The sequence below is a fragment of the Hydrogenophaga intermedia genome, from assembly GCF_023715105.1.
In the GTDB taxonomy this organism is placed as follows: Bacteria; Pseudomonadota; Gammaproteobacteria; order Burkholderiales; family Burkholderiaceae_C; genus Hydrogenophaga; species Hydrogenophaga intermedia_A.
In genome coordinates this window covers 1-15,921 of the sequence record NZ_JAMBNO010000027.1, presented here as the reverse complement: position 1 = coordinate 15,921, position 15,921 = coordinate 1, and the positions used below count along the sequence as shown (strand labels likewise).

The 15,921-nt window shown below is 64.8% G+C and carries 13 protein-coding genes; 4 read left to right on the top strand and 9 right to left on the bottom strand.

What is annotated here, in order from left to right; all coding sequences use genetic code 11:
- Positions 1–2: 2 nt before the first annotated feature.
- The 3 genes from M3149_RS19520 to M3149_RS19510 are packed head-to-tail and all read left to right on the top strand — an operon-like array spanning position 3 to position 3,877.
- On the top strand, positions 3–1,535 hold the full coding sequence (locus M3149_RS19520; RefSeq protein WP_353056827.1) for an ABC1 kinase family protein: 1,533 nt from the start codon (positions 3–5) through the stop codon (positions 1,533–1,535).
- 27 nt (positions 1,536–1,562) lie between these two features.
- Positions 1,563–2,618 carry a type II glyceraldehyde-3-phosphate dehydrogenase gene (locus tag M3149_RS19515; protein WP_251711125.1) on the top strand — a complete coding sequence of 352 codons (1,056 nt, stop codon included), beginning with the start codon at positions 1,563–1,565 and terminating at the stop codon, positions 2,616–2,618.
- A complete protein-coding gene (locus M3149_RS19510; RefSeq protein WP_251711124.1) occupies positions 2,615–3,877 on the top strand; it encodes an MgtC/SapB family protein in 1,263 nt (420 codons plus the stop codon). Before M3149_RS19515 ends, M3149_RS19510 begins: the two co-directional genes overlap by 4 nt.
- Before the next feature lie 8 nt (positions 3,878–3,885).
- On the opposite strand, the gene M3149_RS19505 is transcribed toward M3149_RS19510, so the two are convergent.
- Positions 3,886–4,716: an SDR family oxidoreductase gene (locus tag M3149_RS19505; RefSeq protein WP_251711123.1), complete on the bottom strand. Its 831-nt coding sequence runs from the start codon at positions 4,714–4,716 to the stop codon at positions 3,886–3,888.
- A gap of 105 nt (positions 4,717–4,821) precedes the next feature.
- Here M3149_RS19505 and M3149_RS19500 point away from each other — a divergent pair, with 105 nt between their 5' ends.
- Entirely contained in the window at positions 4,822–5,424 is a 603-nt protein-coding gene (locus M3149_RS19500) for a TetR family transcriptional regulator (RefSeq protein ID WP_251711122.1), read from the top strand.
- A gap of 177 nt (positions 5,425–5,601) precedes the next feature.
- Here M3149_RS19500 and M3149_RS19495 read toward each other — a convergent pair whose 3' ends face one another.
- The 8 genes from M3149_RS19495 to M3149_RS19460 all read right to left on the bottom strand — a co-directional run bounded on the left by M3149_RS19495 (position 5,602) and on the right by M3149_RS19460 (position 15,457).
- Positions 5,602–8,031, bottom strand: a complete 2,430-nt coding sequence (locus M3149_RS19495) for a D-xylulose 5-phosphate/D-fructose 6-phosphate phosphoketolase (protein ID WP_003090278.1) — start codon at positions 8,029–8,031, stop codon at positions 5,602–5,604.
- 117 nt (positions 8,032–8,148) lie between these two features.
- Entirely contained in the window at positions 8,149–9,465 is a 1,317-nt protein-coding gene (locus M3149_RS19490) for an SAM-dependent methyltransferase (RefSeq protein ID WP_006226050.1), read from the bottom strand.
- Positions 9,466–9,619: 154 nt separating this feature from the next.
- Positions 9,620–10,072, bottom strand: a complete 453-nt coding sequence (locus tag M3149_RS19485; protein ID WP_009516039.1) for a MerR family transcriptional regulator — start codon at positions 10,070–10,072, stop codon at positions 9,620–9,622.
- Positions 10,073–10,289: 217 nt separating this feature from the next.
- On the bottom strand, positions 10,290–11,423 hold the full coding sequence (locus M3149_RS19480; RefSeq protein WP_006226052.1) for an acetate/propionate family kinase: 1,134 nt from the start codon (positions 11,421–11,423) through the stop codon (positions 10,290–10,292).
- A 295-nt stretch (positions 11,424–11,718) separates the two neighbouring features.
- A complete protein-coding gene (locus M3149_RS19475; RefSeq protein WP_251711121.1) occupies positions 11,719–13,386 on the bottom strand; it encodes a DUF3141 domain-containing protein in 1,668 nt (555 codons plus the stop codon).
- An 8-nt stretch (positions 13,387–13,394) separates the two neighbouring features.
- The gene (locus M3149_RS19470; RefSeq protein WP_003090284.1) at positions 13,395–13,694 is read right to left on the bottom strand and encodes a heavy-metal-associated domain-containing protein; all 300 of its coding nucleotides are present in this window, start codon (positions 13,692–13,694) and stop codon (positions 13,395–13,397) included.
- A gap of 18 nt (positions 13,695–13,712) precedes the next feature.
- Positions 13,713–14,039: a DUF2933 domain-containing protein gene (locus tag M3149_RS19465; RefSeq protein ID WP_251711120.1), complete on the bottom strand. Its 327-nt coding sequence runs from the start codon at positions 14,037–14,039 to the stop codon at positions 13,713–13,715.
- A gap of 1,133 nt (positions 14,040–15,172) precedes the next feature.
- Positions 15,173–15,457, bottom strand: coding sequence for a CopK family periplasmic copper-binding protein (locus tag M3149_RS19460; RefSeq protein WP_251711119.1), 285 nt, complete (start codon positions 15,455–15,457; stop codon positions 15,173–15,175).
- Positions 15,458–15,921 lie beyond the last annotated feature (464 nt).

Genomic DNA, 15,921 nt, shown 5'->3' with positions numbered 1-15,921 from the left:
CTATGGCCCTGAGCGGGTTCCTGCTCTGGGTGGCCTGGCACCGGGGCCTGATGCGCTGCGATACCCACCGGGCGGCCGACCGCTTCGCCGAAGTGCTGCAGCGATTGGGCACGACCTTCGTGAAGCTGGGCCAGCATCTCAGCCTGCGGGCCGACATTCTGGCGCCCGATGCGCAAGAGGCTCTGGCCAGCCTGCAGGCCAATGTGGCGCCGTTTCCTCCCGAGCAGGCGGTCCAGGAGGTCGAGGCGGCGCTCGGCCGCCCATGGCAGCAGGTCTTCGCACGCTTCGACATGCACGCGCTCGCCGCGGCCTCGATCGCCCAGATTCATCGTGCAGCCCTGCCGGACGGGACGGAAGTGGTGGTGAAGATCCGCCGCCCTGGCGCGGCCGAGCAGGCCGAGACCGACATGCGCATCCTGCGCCGCATCGTCCTGGTCATGCAGGGGCTCGTGCCCTCGCTGCGTCGCTGGGGGCTGGCAGCCATCGTGGACGAGGTTGCGGCCAACTTCCGCTACGAGATGGATTTGTCGCGCGAGGCAGCTTCCGTGCGACGTTTCGCCGACGCCTGGCGCGGCTCTGCCGACATCGTGATCCCCGACGTGGTGGACGGCCTGTTCACGCCGACCGTCATGGTCCAGCAGTTCAGCCACGGAGCTCACCTGCACGGTCTGCCTTCGTCCACCGCGGTGGCGGCCGCGGGCAAACTCGTGGACAGCTACGTCGCCCAGATCTTCCGCGATGGCTTCTTCCACGGCGACCCCCATCCCGGCAACGTCTTCGTGATGGACGATGGCCGCATATGCCTGCACGACTTCGGCATCGTGGGCCGGGTCGACGGCAACATGCGGCGGGCGCTGGTGGCGTTCGCCCTGGCCTTCGTCGAGCAGGATGCCGAATGGGTGGTCGATGCCTGGCTCGACCTGGGCCTGCTCGGCGACGGCACCGATCGGGCCGTGTTCGTGCCTGTCGTGCGTGCCCTGGTCGCAGACTGCGCACAGAGGCCGCTGAAGGACTGGTCGCTCTCAGGTGCTCTCGCGCAGCTCGTGGCGGCGGGCCGGACCCAGGAAGTCCGGCTGCCCAGGGACCTCCTCGTGCTCACGCGTACCCTGTTGTTGCTCGAAGGGACGGTGCGCCTGCTGGCACCCGAGTTTTCCATCATCGAAGCCATCTCTCGCCACACGACCACGGGCGTCTTCGACGAGCCCAAGTCTGCGGCATCGCAGCGTCTGCCCTATGAACTGGGGAACGCGGCCCACGCCCTGCCCTCCCTGCTGGCGCGGCGTCTGCACAGCGTCTTGCGGCAGGGTGACCTGCTGCAACTGTCGATCAAGCCGGATGCCAGGATGCTGAGCGGGATCGACCGCCTCGGCCGTCGCGTCGCGCTGGCGCTCGTGACGCTCGGCCTGTACATCGCATCGAGCTTGTTGATGCAGCACGGCGTGGGCCCGCGCTGGGGCGACATGCCGGTACTCGCGCTGCTGGGCTATGCGCTGGCGATCCGGTTCACGTTTTCCATCGCGCGCAGCCGCGGCTGAGGCGCCTCATCAAGCAAGGAGTCAGGCATGAACAAGGTCAGAGTGGCGGTGAACGGATACGGTGTGATCGGCAAGCGGGTGGCGGATGCGGTCGCACTCCAGGAGGACATGGCGCTGGCCGGCGTCGCGGATGTGGTGCACGACTATCGCCTGCAGGTGGCCGCGCAGCGCGCTTTCCCGATTTACGCGGCGACCGCTGAAGCCGCACAATCGATGCGTGCTGCGGGGCTTCCCGTCGCGGGCGATCTGGCCGACCTGCTCGCCAACGCGGACGTCGTGGTCGATTGCACACCCAAGAAAGTCGCCGCGGTCAACAAGAGGGCGTACGACGCTGCCGGTGTGAAGTCCATCTTCCATGGCGGCGAGTCCCACGCGTTGACCGGTCATTCGTTCGTCGCGCAGGAGAACTACGCAACCGCGATCGGCCGCACCTGCACCCGGGTGGTGTCCTGCAACACGACGTCGATCGTGCGCACCCTGGGGGCGCTTCGGACAGCGGGCCTGCTCAAGCGAGCCCGCGGGACGCTGATCCGCCGGGCTTCCGACCCGTGGGAGGCGCATGCGGAGGGCATCATCAACACGCTCGTGCCGGAGAAGACGATCCCCAGCCATCAGGGACCGGACGCACGCACTGTGATCCCGGACCTGGACGTCGTCACGATCGCGGTCAAGGCACCGCACAACAGCAGCCACCTGCACACTTGGTGGGTCGAACTGACGAGGCCGGCCACGCGCGACGAGGTGCTGGCGGCCTTTCGCGCTGCGCCACGGATCGCGTTCGTGCGATCCTCGGATGGTCTCGTGGCCCTCAACAGCACGGTGGAACTGATGGCCGATCTCGGCCGCCCGCGCGGCGACCTGTGGGAGGTCGCGTTGTGGGAGGACGTGCTTTCGGTCGATGGCGATCAGGCGTACTACACCTACCAGGTCTTCAACCAGGCGATCGTAATCCCCGAGACCATCGATGCCATTCGCGCCTTGAGCGGCATCGAGACCGATCCCCAGGTATCGATGGCGCGCACCGATGCTTCGCTGGGACTGCAGCGTGATTTCATCCGTGACCGCGTCCAGGTTCGACGATGAGTGAATTCGATGATCCCGCGCTGGTCGGGCTCGGGCTGGCACTCGCTTCGGGACTTCTGATCGGCCTGGAACGGGGATGGCAGCAACGCGAGCGGCCCGAGGGACATCGCGTCGCGGGCGTTCGCACCTTTGCGCTGATCGGCCTGCTCGGCGGCCTTGGCGGGCTGCTGGCCCAGCGCTGGGGAGCCGGCATGCTCATCGCGCTGCTCGTACTCGTCGGGGTGTATCTGGTGGTGGGCTACCTGGTGACGGCGCATATGCATGCCGTGATGGGACTGACCACGTCCGTCGCCGCCCTTGCGACTTTCGCCATCGGGGCGCTGGCGACCAGTGGCGCTTGGCGCGTTTCGGCGGTCGCCGCCGTGGTCGTGCTGGCGCTGCTGCGTTTCAAGCAGCTCTTGCACGCCGGCGTCGGCAAGCTGTCCGAGGCGGAGATCAGCAGCGGCACGCAGTTGCTGTTGATCAGCGTGGTCGTACTGCCCGTACTCCCTGATCGTGGCTTTGGCCCCTATGAGGCGTTGAATCCCTATCGCCTTTGGTGGGCCGTTGTCCTGCTGGCAGTGCTGTCGTTCGCTGGGTTCGTCCTGATGCGCTCGCTCGGCAGGAAACGAGGGCTGGTATTCACAGCGCTGCTCGGCGGGATCGTGTCGAGCACCGCCACCACGGCCACGTTGGCGCGCTGGGCCGGGCAGACGCCAGGCTGGCGTCCACTGGCAGCGGCGGGGGCGGCGCTCGCCTGCGCAGCCATGTTTGCGCGCATGGCGGCTCTCGTCGCCATCGCAGCCCCCGGCATCGGCTGGGACCCGGTGGTCATCTTCGTGGCCATGGCCGCGGCTGGCGGTGTTCTGGGGACGTTCCTGGCGGCGCGGTCGCCAGCCGACGACTTGCCCGAACTTCAGCTTGGCAACCCATTGCAGCTGCGCTCCGCGCTCCAGTTCGCAGCCTTCCTGGCCGCGGTGATGCTGGCAGGCCGCTTTCTTGCCGATCGCTTCGGGGATGCCGGCGTCATGCTGACCGCCGCTGCCTCGGGTCTGGTGGACGTCGATGCGATCACGCTCTCGATTGGCCGCCTGGTGACCGAGGGCGCCGTCACCGCCGCTTCGGCCACCCTGGCCTTGTTCATCGCCGCATCCGTCAATCAGGTCACCAAACTTGTCCTGTTGATGTCGCTGGGCGGTAGGGCGCTCGCATGGAGAGTGCTGCCGTCGTACGCGGCCATGGCTGCTGCTGGCTTTGCCGTCGCCCTGGGCTTGACCTGAAACAGCGATCAGCTATCGAAGGCCACCGATCGCGCCAGACTCTCCTGCGCTTCAAGGGCAGACAGCCTGCCCTTGAGCGCCGCCTGAATGACGCCGAAGGCGTCACCGCCCAGCGCCACCCGAAGCGGTGGCTTCTCGCTCGTGGCCGTGTCGAAGATCCGGTGCGCGATCTTCTGCGGATCGAGCGTGTACAACTCGTCACCCGCGTTCTCGAACATCGCGCGAATCTGTCCAGCAGGCGTGTCCTGATAGGCGGGGTTCGCCGGCGCGTACTGCAAATTGCGGCTGAAGCTCGTGCGTGCGCCGCCCGGTTCAATGAGTGTGACGAAGACCCCAAACCCCTCCAGTTCCTGGCGAAGGCATTCGCTGAAGCCTTCCAGACCCCATTTTGCGGCGTGGTAAAGACTGCTGGTCGGCAGGGAGCCTTGGCCACTGGCGCTGGAGATTTGGATGATCCGACCGGCTCGCCGTGTGCGCATGGCGGGAATGAAAGCCCGCGTGACGTGCACCGGCGCCAGCAGGTTGAGGCTGATCTGCCCTTCGATGTCCGCGTCGGAAAACTCTTCGGTGGCGCCGATGATGCCACCGCCGGCGTTGTTGACCAGGACATCGACCGGGCGGCGGGCCTCGGCGCGCTGGACCACGGGTGCGATGTCCCCCTTTACGGTCACGTCGAGCCGTTCGACAACGAGCTGGTCACCGTAGCGTGCTGCCAGGTCGCCGAGCGTCTCGGGACGCCTGACGGTGGCCGTGAGGTCATCCCCCGAAGCCAGGATGATTTCAGCAAGATGGCGACCGATGCCGCTGGATGCGCCGGTGAGGAACCAATGTCTGGACATAAATGCACTCCTGTGGTTTACTTACCAACTAGTTGGTAAGTTAATGGCGCCCGTGTCAAGCGATGATGGGTGCTCGGATGAAATGTTGTTGAGGAGTAACGGCCCATGGCCAAGAGACGTCCCGCCGAGACCCAGCAAATGCTGCTGGATGCTGCGCTGGGGGAATTTGCCGAGAACGGGCTGGCGGGGGCACGAATTGACCGGATCGCGGCGGCTGCAGGCATCAGCAAGCCGATGCTTTATGTCCATTTCGGGGACAAGGAGGCTCTCTTCGACGCCGTGCTCAGCCGGGAAATCCTCGCCGCGGCGCAGGACGAGCGCTTCGATGCGGACGATCTTCCCGGCTATGCGGGGCGCACCTACGATTTGCTCACCGAGCGGCCGCACCTATGGCGGCTCATGACCTGGTTCCACCTGGAGCGAGGCCAAGAAGTGCTCCTGCTCCCCGCCGGTCACAGCGTACTGGAAGTCAAACATGCGGCCATCACCGCTGCCCAGGCGGAAGGACGCATCACCGCGGATTTCACGCCTGATGAGATCGTGCGACTGGTAGCGACGATCGTGCAAACGTGGTGCATGGCACCGGCGGCGAGGGATTCGCAGGAGCACGAGGCGCGCAGACGGGCGATTCAGTTGGCGATTGCGCGGATGCTTTCGCCTGGCAAATCCCCTCTCCAGCGCGGGAAAATAGTTGACGCCTCGCGCTGAACGCCCGGACAAGGAAGTGCTACTTGGCACGGGAGGACGACATTCAGGCGCGACGTGGCCATCGGTCCCACAGCCATTCGTCAGACATCCGAACCCAGTGCGACCTGGCAACGCACATGAAGAAGCAGAGTGCGTTGGCGCAATCAGCGTCCGGTCGTGGGTCGTGCTGGAAGGGGGTTAAGCCGAGACCGTGATGACGCGCGGGTCGCCACGCCCCTGCACGGCGGCCCACTCCTCGGCGCTCAGCAAGCTCTGCGGATCGACACCGAGCCCTTGAGCGGCCTCCGCCGCGACGTGCGCCCACGTGCAACGGTTCGCGAACAGCATGCCGGCCACATCGAGTGTCCCGCCGCGCGCCTGGTAGCCCAAGGCACGGGTCTGCCGCGCCCCTGTATCGATCCGACGCATCAGGCCCAGCGTCGGCTCGGGTCGCATGTGCGAGACGATGACGCGCACGGCGGCAGTCTCCGGGAACAGGGCGCGCAAGGCCTGGTCGCCGGCCACAAAGTCCTGCTCGCGTTCGTCGCGGGGTGCTCTGAAGCGGCCCGGCTCGATGACGCAGGTCACTGCGGTCCGATGTCCAGCGGCTTCGAGGCGCCGCGCCGCAAGCAGGGCCTGCTGTAGCTGGTATGCGCCGATGGCAACCAGCAACACGTCGGGGGCGTCGCAGGGCTTCACCACCCAACCACCCTGATCGACCAAGCGTTCGGCCTGCTCGGCACTCAACTGGCTGGCGACGGCCCGCTTGGGAACGACCAGCGTCCAGAACTGGCCATGCGAGGCGTAGGCCGCGCGCAGCGCCGCAACGGCACTGTTGGCATCGACCGGGAACAACACGCGCGAGGTGTCGGACATTTCGCCCAACAGCGCTTCGGCCAGCGTCGGATCCTGGTGCGACTGCTCGTTCTTGCCGTTCTCCCAGGTGTGGGACGTCGCAACCGTGACCACCGACAGCCATCCGGGTGGTGTGCCTGCCTGCGCCTGATGTCGCGCGAACAGGATTTCCTGGCGCAGCGCGCCCAGCATCTTGACGGCAAATGCCTCGTAAGAGACGACCAAGTTGATGCCGCCCTTGTTGCCCAGCGCCGCGCTGACCACCGCTTCTTCGTTGAGCGCCGTGATCACGGCGCCATCGACGGCCTCCGCCAGGCCCGGTTCGGGCGTGAAGACGCGGTGTTTGAGCAGGTCCAATGTCTGGCCCATGCGGTTGCTGCGCAGCTCGTCCGGATTGCCTACCCGCGGACGCAGCTGTGGGTTGGCTTGGACGAGGGCCGCGAAGGCTCCGTCGAGTGCCGCCATTGGCGAGACCTCGCCCTGGCCCGCAACATGCCACTGCGGAACCGGAAGTCTGGGGGCCGCCACCTGGCGGTGCGCCAGGGCATGGTCCCGCTCCAGGGGACGATGCTGCACTTCGTGCCGGCGCAGTAGTGCGACCGCTTCGTCGAGTTCGTGCGACGGCACGAAGAGAGCGCGAGCACCCTCGTTGAACTGCTGAAGCGCTATCTGGTCGACCCGGGGGTTCCCCTCCAGCGGCAGGTTGTGCGCGGCATTGGTTCCAGCACCGGGGAAGCCGAATCCCTTGGGCGCTTCGGCGATGGTGTAGTGGAGGGGTACCGGGTACTGAACGGTGCCCTGCGAAACTCCAGCCGCGCAGGCCGACAACCGCTCCTCCATCGCGTGAACGGCCCAGGCGAACGCGGCGGGGTCGGTGCCGTCGATCTCCATCGGGTCGAAGCCGTTCAGCCGCAGATGCTGGTGGAACCATTCTCGGCCCCCCTGCTGCTGCATGGTGCTGCGCTGTTCGATGCGGCGACCGTTGAGGATCATGAACGGTGCCACGAAGCCGCTGTCTTCTGCCCGCCACCAGCGCGGCGCCCAGTCACTGCCACGCTGCTCCTCGAAAGCGCCGTCGCTGAGGAACACCACCAGCCGCTCGCCGGGCAAGGGCATGTGCACGTACTGCAGTTCGGCAAAGCCGAGATAGCCGCCCTCGGACAGACCGCCTGCCGTATTCGGGCCGACGTGGCTGCCCAGCGGCGAGGCGGGACGCCCCTGTGCGTCGATCGCGTAGCTATAGAAATCCCGGGCAAAGCGCGTGAGGCCGCTTTCGCTGCGGTCGTATCTCTCGGCGTGGCGCGGCGTCATGTTGCCCACCAGAAGGTTGCAGGCATCGATGCCCGCGACGCAATGGCCCTGGCCCATCAACCAGCCACGCGTCAACCCACTGAGCGCGTTCGCGGCCAGGTAGCCGACATAGGCCGGCACGATGTTCAGCGCCCCACCGGTATGCCCCTCCGGCGTCTCCTTGAAATCCTCGGCTCTCATCTCCCGGCCATCGGGATAGACCCGGTCGGCATAGGTCATGTGAACCGTCAACCACATGCCTGCCACGGCCAGGCGGTCCGCCGACCAGAGCGTGCGATACACCGCGGTTGTGTCGCTCGCCTTGCCTTCGGCAACCAGCACCTGTGCGAGATCGTGGACTCGCAGTTGCGTGAGATCGTTGTGGGTGATGGGGCCGTGGCCGCGCGCCCAGCGGGCGAACTCGGGATCAGACTCGCGGAACACGCGGACGCGCTCGGCGACCCAGGGAAGCTCGTGGTTCATGTGGAAAGTCCTTGAGAGCCGGCACGCAGGTAAGCGCGACGGCGAGATTGGGAAGGCTGGCGTCTGTGATCGTCTTTCGCGCGCCAGCGGCACGGCCATCTAGCGTTCATGGCTGTGTTATCCATAAAGATCAGAGCGGGTCAAGGGCACGGGCCAGCTTCCGCCGTCGCGTTTGGACGCGACGATCTGGTAGATCCCAGTCCCCCCGGCCTCGAATTCCAGTGCACACGCCGCCATGTACAAGCGCCAGATGCGGAAGGTCACCTCATCGACCTCCCGCAAGGCCTCCTCCCGGCGCGCTTCGAGTCGCTGGACCCAATGACGCAAGGTCAGCGCGTAGTGGGGTCGAAGACCTTCGACGTCATGGATCTCGAAGCCGGAGCGCTCCATCCCTAGCTGGATATTGCTGACGCAGTCCAATTCGCCGTCGGGGAAGACGTAGCGGTTGATGAACTCGGTCGCGACGGTTCGGCTCCAGCCCTCCTCGTCATGGGTGATCCCGTGGTTGAGGAAGAGTCCTCCTGGCCGCAAAACCCGCTGGACCACCGCGTAGTAGGCCGGTAGGTTCGCGAGTCCCACGTGCTCGAACATGCCAATGCTTGACACCTTGTCGAAAACGGCCGTGCCTTCGAGGTCACGGTAGTCGCGCAGTTCAACGGTGACGAGATCCTGCAGGCCCTCCGAGCGGATGCGCTCGCGCGCGTATTCGAGTTGCTGTTGGCTGAGCGTGATGCCGTGCGCACGGACGCCATGTTCTCTTGCCGCCCAGCACACGAGCGCGCCCCAGCCGCAGCCGATGTCGAGCAGGCGTTCGCCTCGCTGCAGGCGCAGCTTGCGGCAGATGTGCTCCAGCTTGTTGCGCTGAGCCTGGTCCAGCGTGTCATCCGTCGCCTTGAAATAGCCACATGAGTAGACCCTCTCGGCATCGAGCCAGAGTCCATAGAACGCGTTGGACACATCGTAGTGAAAGGAGATCGCGGCCTGATCGGTTTGACGCGAATGGCGATGGGAGAAGCGACGTGCGACGCGCGAGGCCAGACTCCGCGAGGGCTTCAACCCGTCCTGGTCGGACACGCGCAGCAGCAGTGCGTCGCGCAACAGGGCCAGTTTGTCGCGCCAAGAGAGCGAAAACCTCTCGAAATGCGCCTTGAGCCCGAGCGCGGTGTACAGGTCTCCCTCAATGTCGATGGTGCCGCGGAAATAGGCTTCCGCCAGCAGCAGCGGATCCGGGCGCAGGACCAAGCGACGCAGCAGACCCGGGTCACGGATGATCAGGGTGTATTCCGGGTGCGATTCGAGCTCGTGCAAGAGCATATCGCCCAGACGCAACGCCGGCGGGCGCTCGATGCCGGCCAGCAGCCGGCGCAAGATCCGTAGCGCGGCGGCATATCCGTCGGGCGATACGGTTCGATCCCGTGTCGTGAGGTGGCTCATTGGGGGCGCCTCGCTCGCTCGTGTGCAGCGGATGCTGCGAAGTGGATAGACGACTCATACTTGGCGCTGGCGTGATCGGCACGACCACAACCGCTGCACCGCATGTACGTAGAGCGTCGTGATGCCGGGGAATGTCGACGATGATCAGAGCGATTCATGCGCGTACACGACGGGACTTCGCGCGCACCGAATTGCGCTGAACGTCCGCATCCGCTCCTTCGATCAAACCGCAGACGGAATGGCCATCCGGGACGCCGTCCGGCAGCCGCTTCCAGTCGCGCTCTGCCTGCTGCATGCGGCGATGCAAATCTGTCGCCTCCTTCAGCCGCCGGGCCTGCTCGTCAAGCCGTTCGCTCAGCAGCGCCCGCGCGCGCGGACAAGGCGATGCACCGCGCTGGCTCATCTCGACAAACTCTGCAGCGTCCTTGAGCGTGAAGCCGAGGGCCAATGCATTGCGTATGAAACGAACCCGGGCGACGCTTCGATCCGAGAATGCGCGGTAGCCGTTCGTGCCCCGGCCATCGGGCACCACAAGCCCCACCCGAAGGTAGTGACGCAACGTGTCCGGTGTGACGCCTGCCGCCTTGGCGCATTCAATGAGTTGCATCACCATACTCCAGCAAGGTTGTCTTGAATCCCTTCACTTTCGAGCGAGTTTGAACCCAGGTGCTGCACATGGGTCAAGGGCCCGGTGTCTGAACCGCTCCGTTTCTTCCTTCAACGTGCGGTTGGATGGGCAACTGGACCATCATCGGCGCGAGCATCAACGGGCGTGGCTCCCGGCCCGGAGGAAGACTTATCGTGGTCTTGTCCCAGTTCATTGCCTATACCAAACCACTTGCCTGGTCATTCAGCGCTCGGAACGTCTCACGCGCGATCGCTAACTGCTCGCGTGCTTGAACCACCAGCACGGCGACGGCGGATCGGGATGACTGCAACTGGGCGACTTCAGTGTTGGGCGAGTAGGCGCGATTGCGCTCTTCGTCTAGTTCCAGGCCGATGAACTCCAGGCCATCAACGATGCGCCGACGCAACGCGGCCGAATTTTCTCCAGCTCCGCCAGTGAAGGCCACAGCATCGCAACCGCCCATCGCGGCGGCGTAGGCGCCGATGTATTTGCGCACGCGGTACGCGTGAACCTGCATTGCCAGTTGGGCGGCTCCGACTCCTTCTCCCGCGCGCTTCTCCACAATCCGCAGGTCCGAACTCTCACCCGACAATCCTTTGAGTCCACTGTCGCTGTAAAGCGCCGCCTCGATCTGCGCCAACGTCAAACCCAGTGCGCGTGCGACGAAGCCGGGTACGCCAGGGTCGAGGTCTCCACAGCGCGTGCCCATCACAAGACCTTCAAGCGCGGTCATTCCCATAGATGTATCGACCGACCTTCCGCGATCGATCGCGCAGACGCTGGCGCCGCTTCCAATGTGGCAGCTCACGATACGAAGTTCTGACGGCGGCCGTTTCAGCTCGGTGCTGACGGCGGCCAGTACACCCTGGTGGGACAGGCCATGGAAGCCGTATCTCCGTACCCCTGCCGCGCGCCACGATGGCGGAACAGCATAGGAATGGGCGTATTCGGGCATGTCGTCATGGAAAGCGGTGTCGAAGACCGCGACGTGGCGCACGCCGGGCCAACGCTCACGGGTCAGGCGTATGCCGGCCAATGCGGCAGGATTGTGATGCGGCGCCAGAGCCGAAGCCTTGCCGATCTCGCGTTCGACTTCTTCATCCACGAGCACCGCGTTGCTCAACAGTGGGCCACCGTGTGCGACGCGGTGACCAATGCCATCGAGCGTTGTGACACCCGCCCTGTGCAAGTGCCGCTCGATCTCCTCGAAGGTCGCAGCATCCACCGCAGGATGATCAATCGCCGAGTCGATCAATGGCAAGGTACGAGCCGACTCGAAAACTCCGAACTTCAGGGTCGCACTGCCGGCATTGATGGCGAGGACGCGCATGTCGGAGCTCCGTCAGCGCCGGTCAGTGCCGACGTCGCCGCCATTGGCAACGTTCATCAGATCGAATTGCCAAGTTTCGCTCGGCGCTAGCAGCACGCGAGGCCGCCGATCAGGCCCATGCTTCCGATGCTGTAGCGCCGTTGCTGGCGTGGTGATACGGGAGAATCCAACTTTGATCCGTGCCTGGACGACGCTGAAAAGCGAAATCGGCCGTGGCAGGCGCATCGCCTCCGACAAGGAGCGTGCTGCTTGCGACCCGTGAGCGTCTCTTTTTGCAGCCACAGTGGAGGGTCGTTCAGTTGGCATAGGCCTGCTCGAACACAAGCTCAGCCCACAGGTCCCGGCTCTTGCGCCATGATTCCATGGCCTGCCCAATCGCGTCTGCACCAGTTCGCTCAAGCTGATACCAAGGATTTTCGACCCGATGGGGATCCTGCGCACTCCACTGCTCAAGCCATCGTTGCACCCATGGCAGCAGCGCCAGGGCCGGGGTCACCTGCTCGGACCAGACCTTGCGACTGACGCGCATGGGGTGCAGCGCGCGAAGTTCACGAGCCGAGTCGGGGGTGACGGCGAAGCGGACCCACGGCGACACCCACTGCGAATAGAAGCGCTCGGTGATCTCCGAAAGTGCTTCGACCTTGTCGAACCCCGCCGGGTTGGCGTCGTAAGGCAGGTCTTCCAGCCGCCGCGGCTGGAACTGCGCAGCGGCGGCCGACTCCGAAGAGGCGCTGTCCTCCAGAACCATCTCGTAGAGTCCAGGCTTGAGTGCCTGGATCGATTCGGCATGATGAAAGATGGCGCGGTGCTCGCGTCGCGCCACCCCCGCGGAGACGAAGATGCCAAGGTGGCCAACATGTTGGTGCAGCAGGTACACCACGCGCTGGCCCGCCGCCACCAGGTCTGCGGTCGTCGGATATACCGCTTTGAGCCAGCCGAGCGCCTGGTGGGGCGGTGTGATGTTGTCGCCGTTGGAGCAAAAGACTACCAGCGGTGCGCCAATGCGGCTGAGATCCGCGCGGCAGTGGCCATCGACCACGACCTCGCCGCTCTCCAGGTGATTGCCTACGAAAAGATCGCCTGCGATCGACAACATTTCCTCGCGTGCAAGCTGGTAGAAGCCATTCCACCAACGCTCGAACTCCAGGAAACGATCGCGCTCAGTCTCCGGCTGCGCGAAGAGCGTGTCGTATTTCTTGAACACGCCCTCGGGCCGCAACGCCTCGAAGTTCTGGACCAGCCAGGCACCGTCGAATCGCCCGGCGCCGAGGTCCGACGCCCAGTGCGCCGGCCAGATGCCGCCCGTGAACCCACCGAGCAACCGCATGGGGTTGATGCCTCTCTCGCCTGCCCAGTACGACAGCGGCGAGCCATTGAGCACTGCCAAGGCGGCACGGTGCTCGCAGTGCGACAGCGCCAGCGTGATCGCCCAACCGCCTTGGCAGTTGCCGTAGACGATCGGGGCCTTGCCTCGGTGGCGCTTGGCCACCATGTCGATGAATGTGGCCAGGGTCTGGACGACTGCGCCCATGGTCTGGCCCTCGACGGGCTCCGGATCGAACACTACGAAGTACACGGGATGGCCTTCGAGCAGTGCCATGCCAACTTCAGAATCGCGTTTGAAGCCGCCAATGCCAGGGCCATGGCCGGCGCGTGGATCGACCACCAGCACCGGCGCGGCGCCTTTGCGCACATGCTTCTCCAAGGCGTCGGTGCCACAGCGAGTGACACGCAGGAGCCGGTAGTTGCTCGCCGGTTGCAAGTCGTGGCCGTCAGCCACCTGCTCTGACTCGAAGTGGAGCAGCGGCGGCATACCCGCCGCTTCGTGTTCGGTCATGTTGTTGGCGCGCTGTCTCAGCGCTTCGCCGGACGCGACGGTCCGCCACAGCATGTCGCCCCAGTAGGCAGCAAAGAGCCCAAGCGGTGCGGCGGCGATACCCTGGGAGTTCGTGCGTGCGTCCATGGCGTCCATCAGCGGCAGCAGCAGCCGCCATGCCCCTTTGAACGGGCAGCGGCCGGCGCATGGGAGGCACCGGCACCCGCCGCAATGCCCGGCGAGGAATCAGCGGATGCCTCGTAGCCCGCGGCAGCTAAGGCCGCGATCAGCTCAGGCGTCTTCTGGGCCGTCTGGTCGCCGGTGACACTCGCTGCGCCGCGAGCGAGATCGACATGCACGTCTTGCACACCAGCTACGCGCTTGAGCGCCTTGCTGACCGAGTTCGCGCAGGAGGCGCAGGTCATGCCGGCAACCTTGAGTTCGATGGTTTCCATGATGATGCTCCGGTGGTTTCAGTGGTGGTGCCCGGACTGGCCGACGGATTTCGGGCGGCTCCGGTCGTCTGATTGGCGCGCAGGCGAACCCTCTTCATCGCCCGGAGGCGGCTGATCTTGATGGTCATGACCGCCATGTGCGCCGTGACTGCCATGGCCGAAGATGTGCATCAACGGACAGGCGAGGATGAAGAGGAAGGGAAGCAGTTGCAGAAGATGGGCGTTGTGGCGGTAGAACATCCAGGCAACGGCGGCGGCGAGGCCGAGCCACAGCAGCCACTGGTTGATGCGAGACCAGTTCGGGCTGTTTCGACCGTTCTGCTTCGGGTCGTATGGCAGGGTCATGACGGTGCTCCTTGGTGAGGATGGGATCTGATGGTTCGTGGAATCTCCCGTGGTCGTGCACGGGTTGCCGTCTTGAGGCCGGGCGCTCGACTGGGGGATGTACGGCGACCAGGCCAACAGCTAAACAGCGTTGCGCTCAGCACCGGGGCAGATGCCCCGATCCCTGGCAGCGGGGGCGCAGACGTCGAGAGAATCTGAGTGGCTATAGAGCCAACCGCTGGAGTGCAATCCGCAGCGGGGGGCCTCGGTGCTGCTGAATCGCGTCGCCCAGCCGCACAAATGTGGCTGCGGGCCAGTCAACCAGATCGGGGGACGCGCTTAAGAGGACGGCCGTCGCGAGAGCCTCCGCATTCGGGTCCAGTTTGCCCTTCAACGGCTGGGCGCTCAACGAGACCTTCTCGCAGAAATCAAGGCAGTTCGCTTGCTCACCTGTATCTGCGTCAGAAACAAGAGCTTGGGCATGCGAATGTGACGTGCGGTCGACAGCCGCCGCTTCGTGATGGGGGTCAGCTGACCCACGCTGGTCATCCACGATCCGTACGGCGCATGCGTGCGCGATCCCCGTCACGATGCCGAACAACCACACCAGGAGCACCTGGATGGCCCAGCGGCGAAGTTGGCGGCGGTTGCGAAGCCTGGTTGATGTAAGGCAAGCGTAGTTTGAGGCTCAGAATAGAACCAGATCCACTCCAGTTCTTTGATGTTAGTCAAACTTCCATTCCGTACCTGACTACGGACTACAGAAATAGTCCGGGCGGGGAAAAGCCGAAGTTCGGCGCATGGGGAAGGTTGCATTCCATACGCAGGCCGAGCTTGCGCCACCGGTCTGCCAACGTAGGGACTACCAAGACCTCTGCTCCTGACCCCACCGCACCCGCCCGAAGCGCCCGTCACGCGAGATCGCCTGACGCGGCGATGAGGAAGAAGTGAGTCCAGCGCGTCTGTGACGGCGCCCTCTGTTGCCCCCTCTGCAACATTCGTACGGGCACCACCAACGTGTTTGTCTTCAGGCCCCGCCGAACCTCTCGCCCCAATGACCATCCGAGATGCTCGCGGCGCGCAACGCCGGTGGCCTCACAGCCCGTATGTAGACCTATAAGGCTGCGACACAAGCTCAGCCGAGTGCCGCTGAGTCAGCCGCGATGCCCCTTCTGAAGCAAAGAGTAGAGGCGTGCAACTTCATTGCTGGTGATGGCGATGTTCCGGCCGCCCTTCGCAACCACGGACGTACCGATCTTCTGATACGTCGCGCGGCCAAAACGGTCTTCCTGCGCCATGAGGCCGTCTTTGAAGATGTAGAGCGTTCCTCCATCGGCCAACGGAATCATCTCCTTGGCAGCCTGGACTGCGGCATCACCGGCGAACACCGGTGCGGAAAGCGCGCCCAACAGAGTGGCGAGGACGATATAAGACTTCATGATCAGCTCCTTTGTGAAACGACGGCAACTTGCGTCGCGTCATCACTGTAGGAGCTTGTCGCTTTCCAAGCGATTGCGCCATGATTACATTGCGTTAATGCGGCGTCCCCAAAGAGACAGGCTCTGCAAGCAGCGAACACACCGAAACGGCATGCTCCCGCCGAAAGCCCTTGGACCACCGGCTCGTCATAGGACTTCCCGCTCGCAGTAAATGGCCCATCCAAGGCGTGTTCACCGAGCAAGCCGGGCGACGTTGGCACACGAGCCCTGGGCCACTCGCACATCAAGCACCTGATTTTGGCCACGCGGACGGGGCTCTGCATGCGTGCCGTCAACCTGATCTTGCCCCCGTATTCCCGGACCCGTCCTATTCGCAACGTAACGCCGCGTCCTTGACGGGTGAGCGGCGTGCCTGGGCGGCCTGATGCCGCCGGAACTCTCTGGGTGAACGCATTTTCAACGAC

Bases quoted from the DNA above. Each gene is read 5' to 3' on its own strand.
- M3149_RS19520 (WP_353056827.1), top strand. From the start codon at position 3: ATGGCCCTGAGCGGGTTCCTGCTCTGGGTGGCCTGGCACCGGGGCCTG.
- M3149_RS19515 (WP_251711125.1), top strand. From the start codon at position 1,563: ATGAACAAGGTCAGAGTGGCGGTGAACGGATACGGTGTGATCGGCAAG.
- M3149_RS19510 (WP_251711124.1), top strand. From the start codon at position 2,615: ATGAGTGAATTCGATGATCCCGCGCTGGTCGGGCTCGGGCTGGCACTC.
- M3149_RS19505 (WP_251711123.1), bottom strand. From the start codon at position 4,716: ATGTCCAGACATTGGTTCCTCACCGGCGCATCCAGCGGCATCGGTCGC.
- M3149_RS19500 (WP_251711122.1), top strand. From the start codon at position 4,822: ATGGCCAAGAGACGTCCCGCCGAGACCCAGCAAATGCTGCTGGATGCT.
- M3149_RS19495 (WP_003090278.1), bottom strand. From the start codon at position 8,031: ATGAACCACGAGCTTCCCTGGGTCGCCGAGCGCGTCCGCGTGTTCCGC.
- M3149_RS19490 (WP_006226050.1), bottom strand. From the start codon at position 9,465: ATGAGCCACCTCACGACACGGGATCGAACCGTATCGCCCGACGGATAT.
- M3149_RS19485 (WP_009516039.1), bottom strand. From the start codon at position 10,072: ATGCAACTCATTGAATGCGCCAAGGCGGCAGGCGTCACACCGGACACG.
- M3149_RS19480 (WP_006226052.1), bottom strand. From the start codon at position 11,423: ATGCGCGTCCTCGCCATCAATGCCGGCAGTGCGACCCTGAAGTTCGGA.
- M3149_RS19475 (WP_251711121.1), bottom strand. From the start codon at position 13,386: ATGGACGCACGCACGAACTCCCAGGGTATCGCCGCCGCACCGCTTGGG.
- M3149_RS19470 (WP_003090284.1), bottom strand. From the start codon at position 13,694: ATGGAAACCATCGAACTCAAGGTTGCCGGCATGACCTGCGCCTCCTGC.
- M3149_RS19465 (WP_251711120.1), bottom strand. From the start codon at position 14,039: ATGACCCTGCCATACGACCCGAAGCAGAACGGTCGAAACAGCCCGAAC.
- M3149_RS19460 (WP_251711119.1), bottom strand. From the start codon at position 15,457: ATGAAGTCTTATATCGTCCTCGCCACTCTGTTGGGCGCGCTTTCCGCA.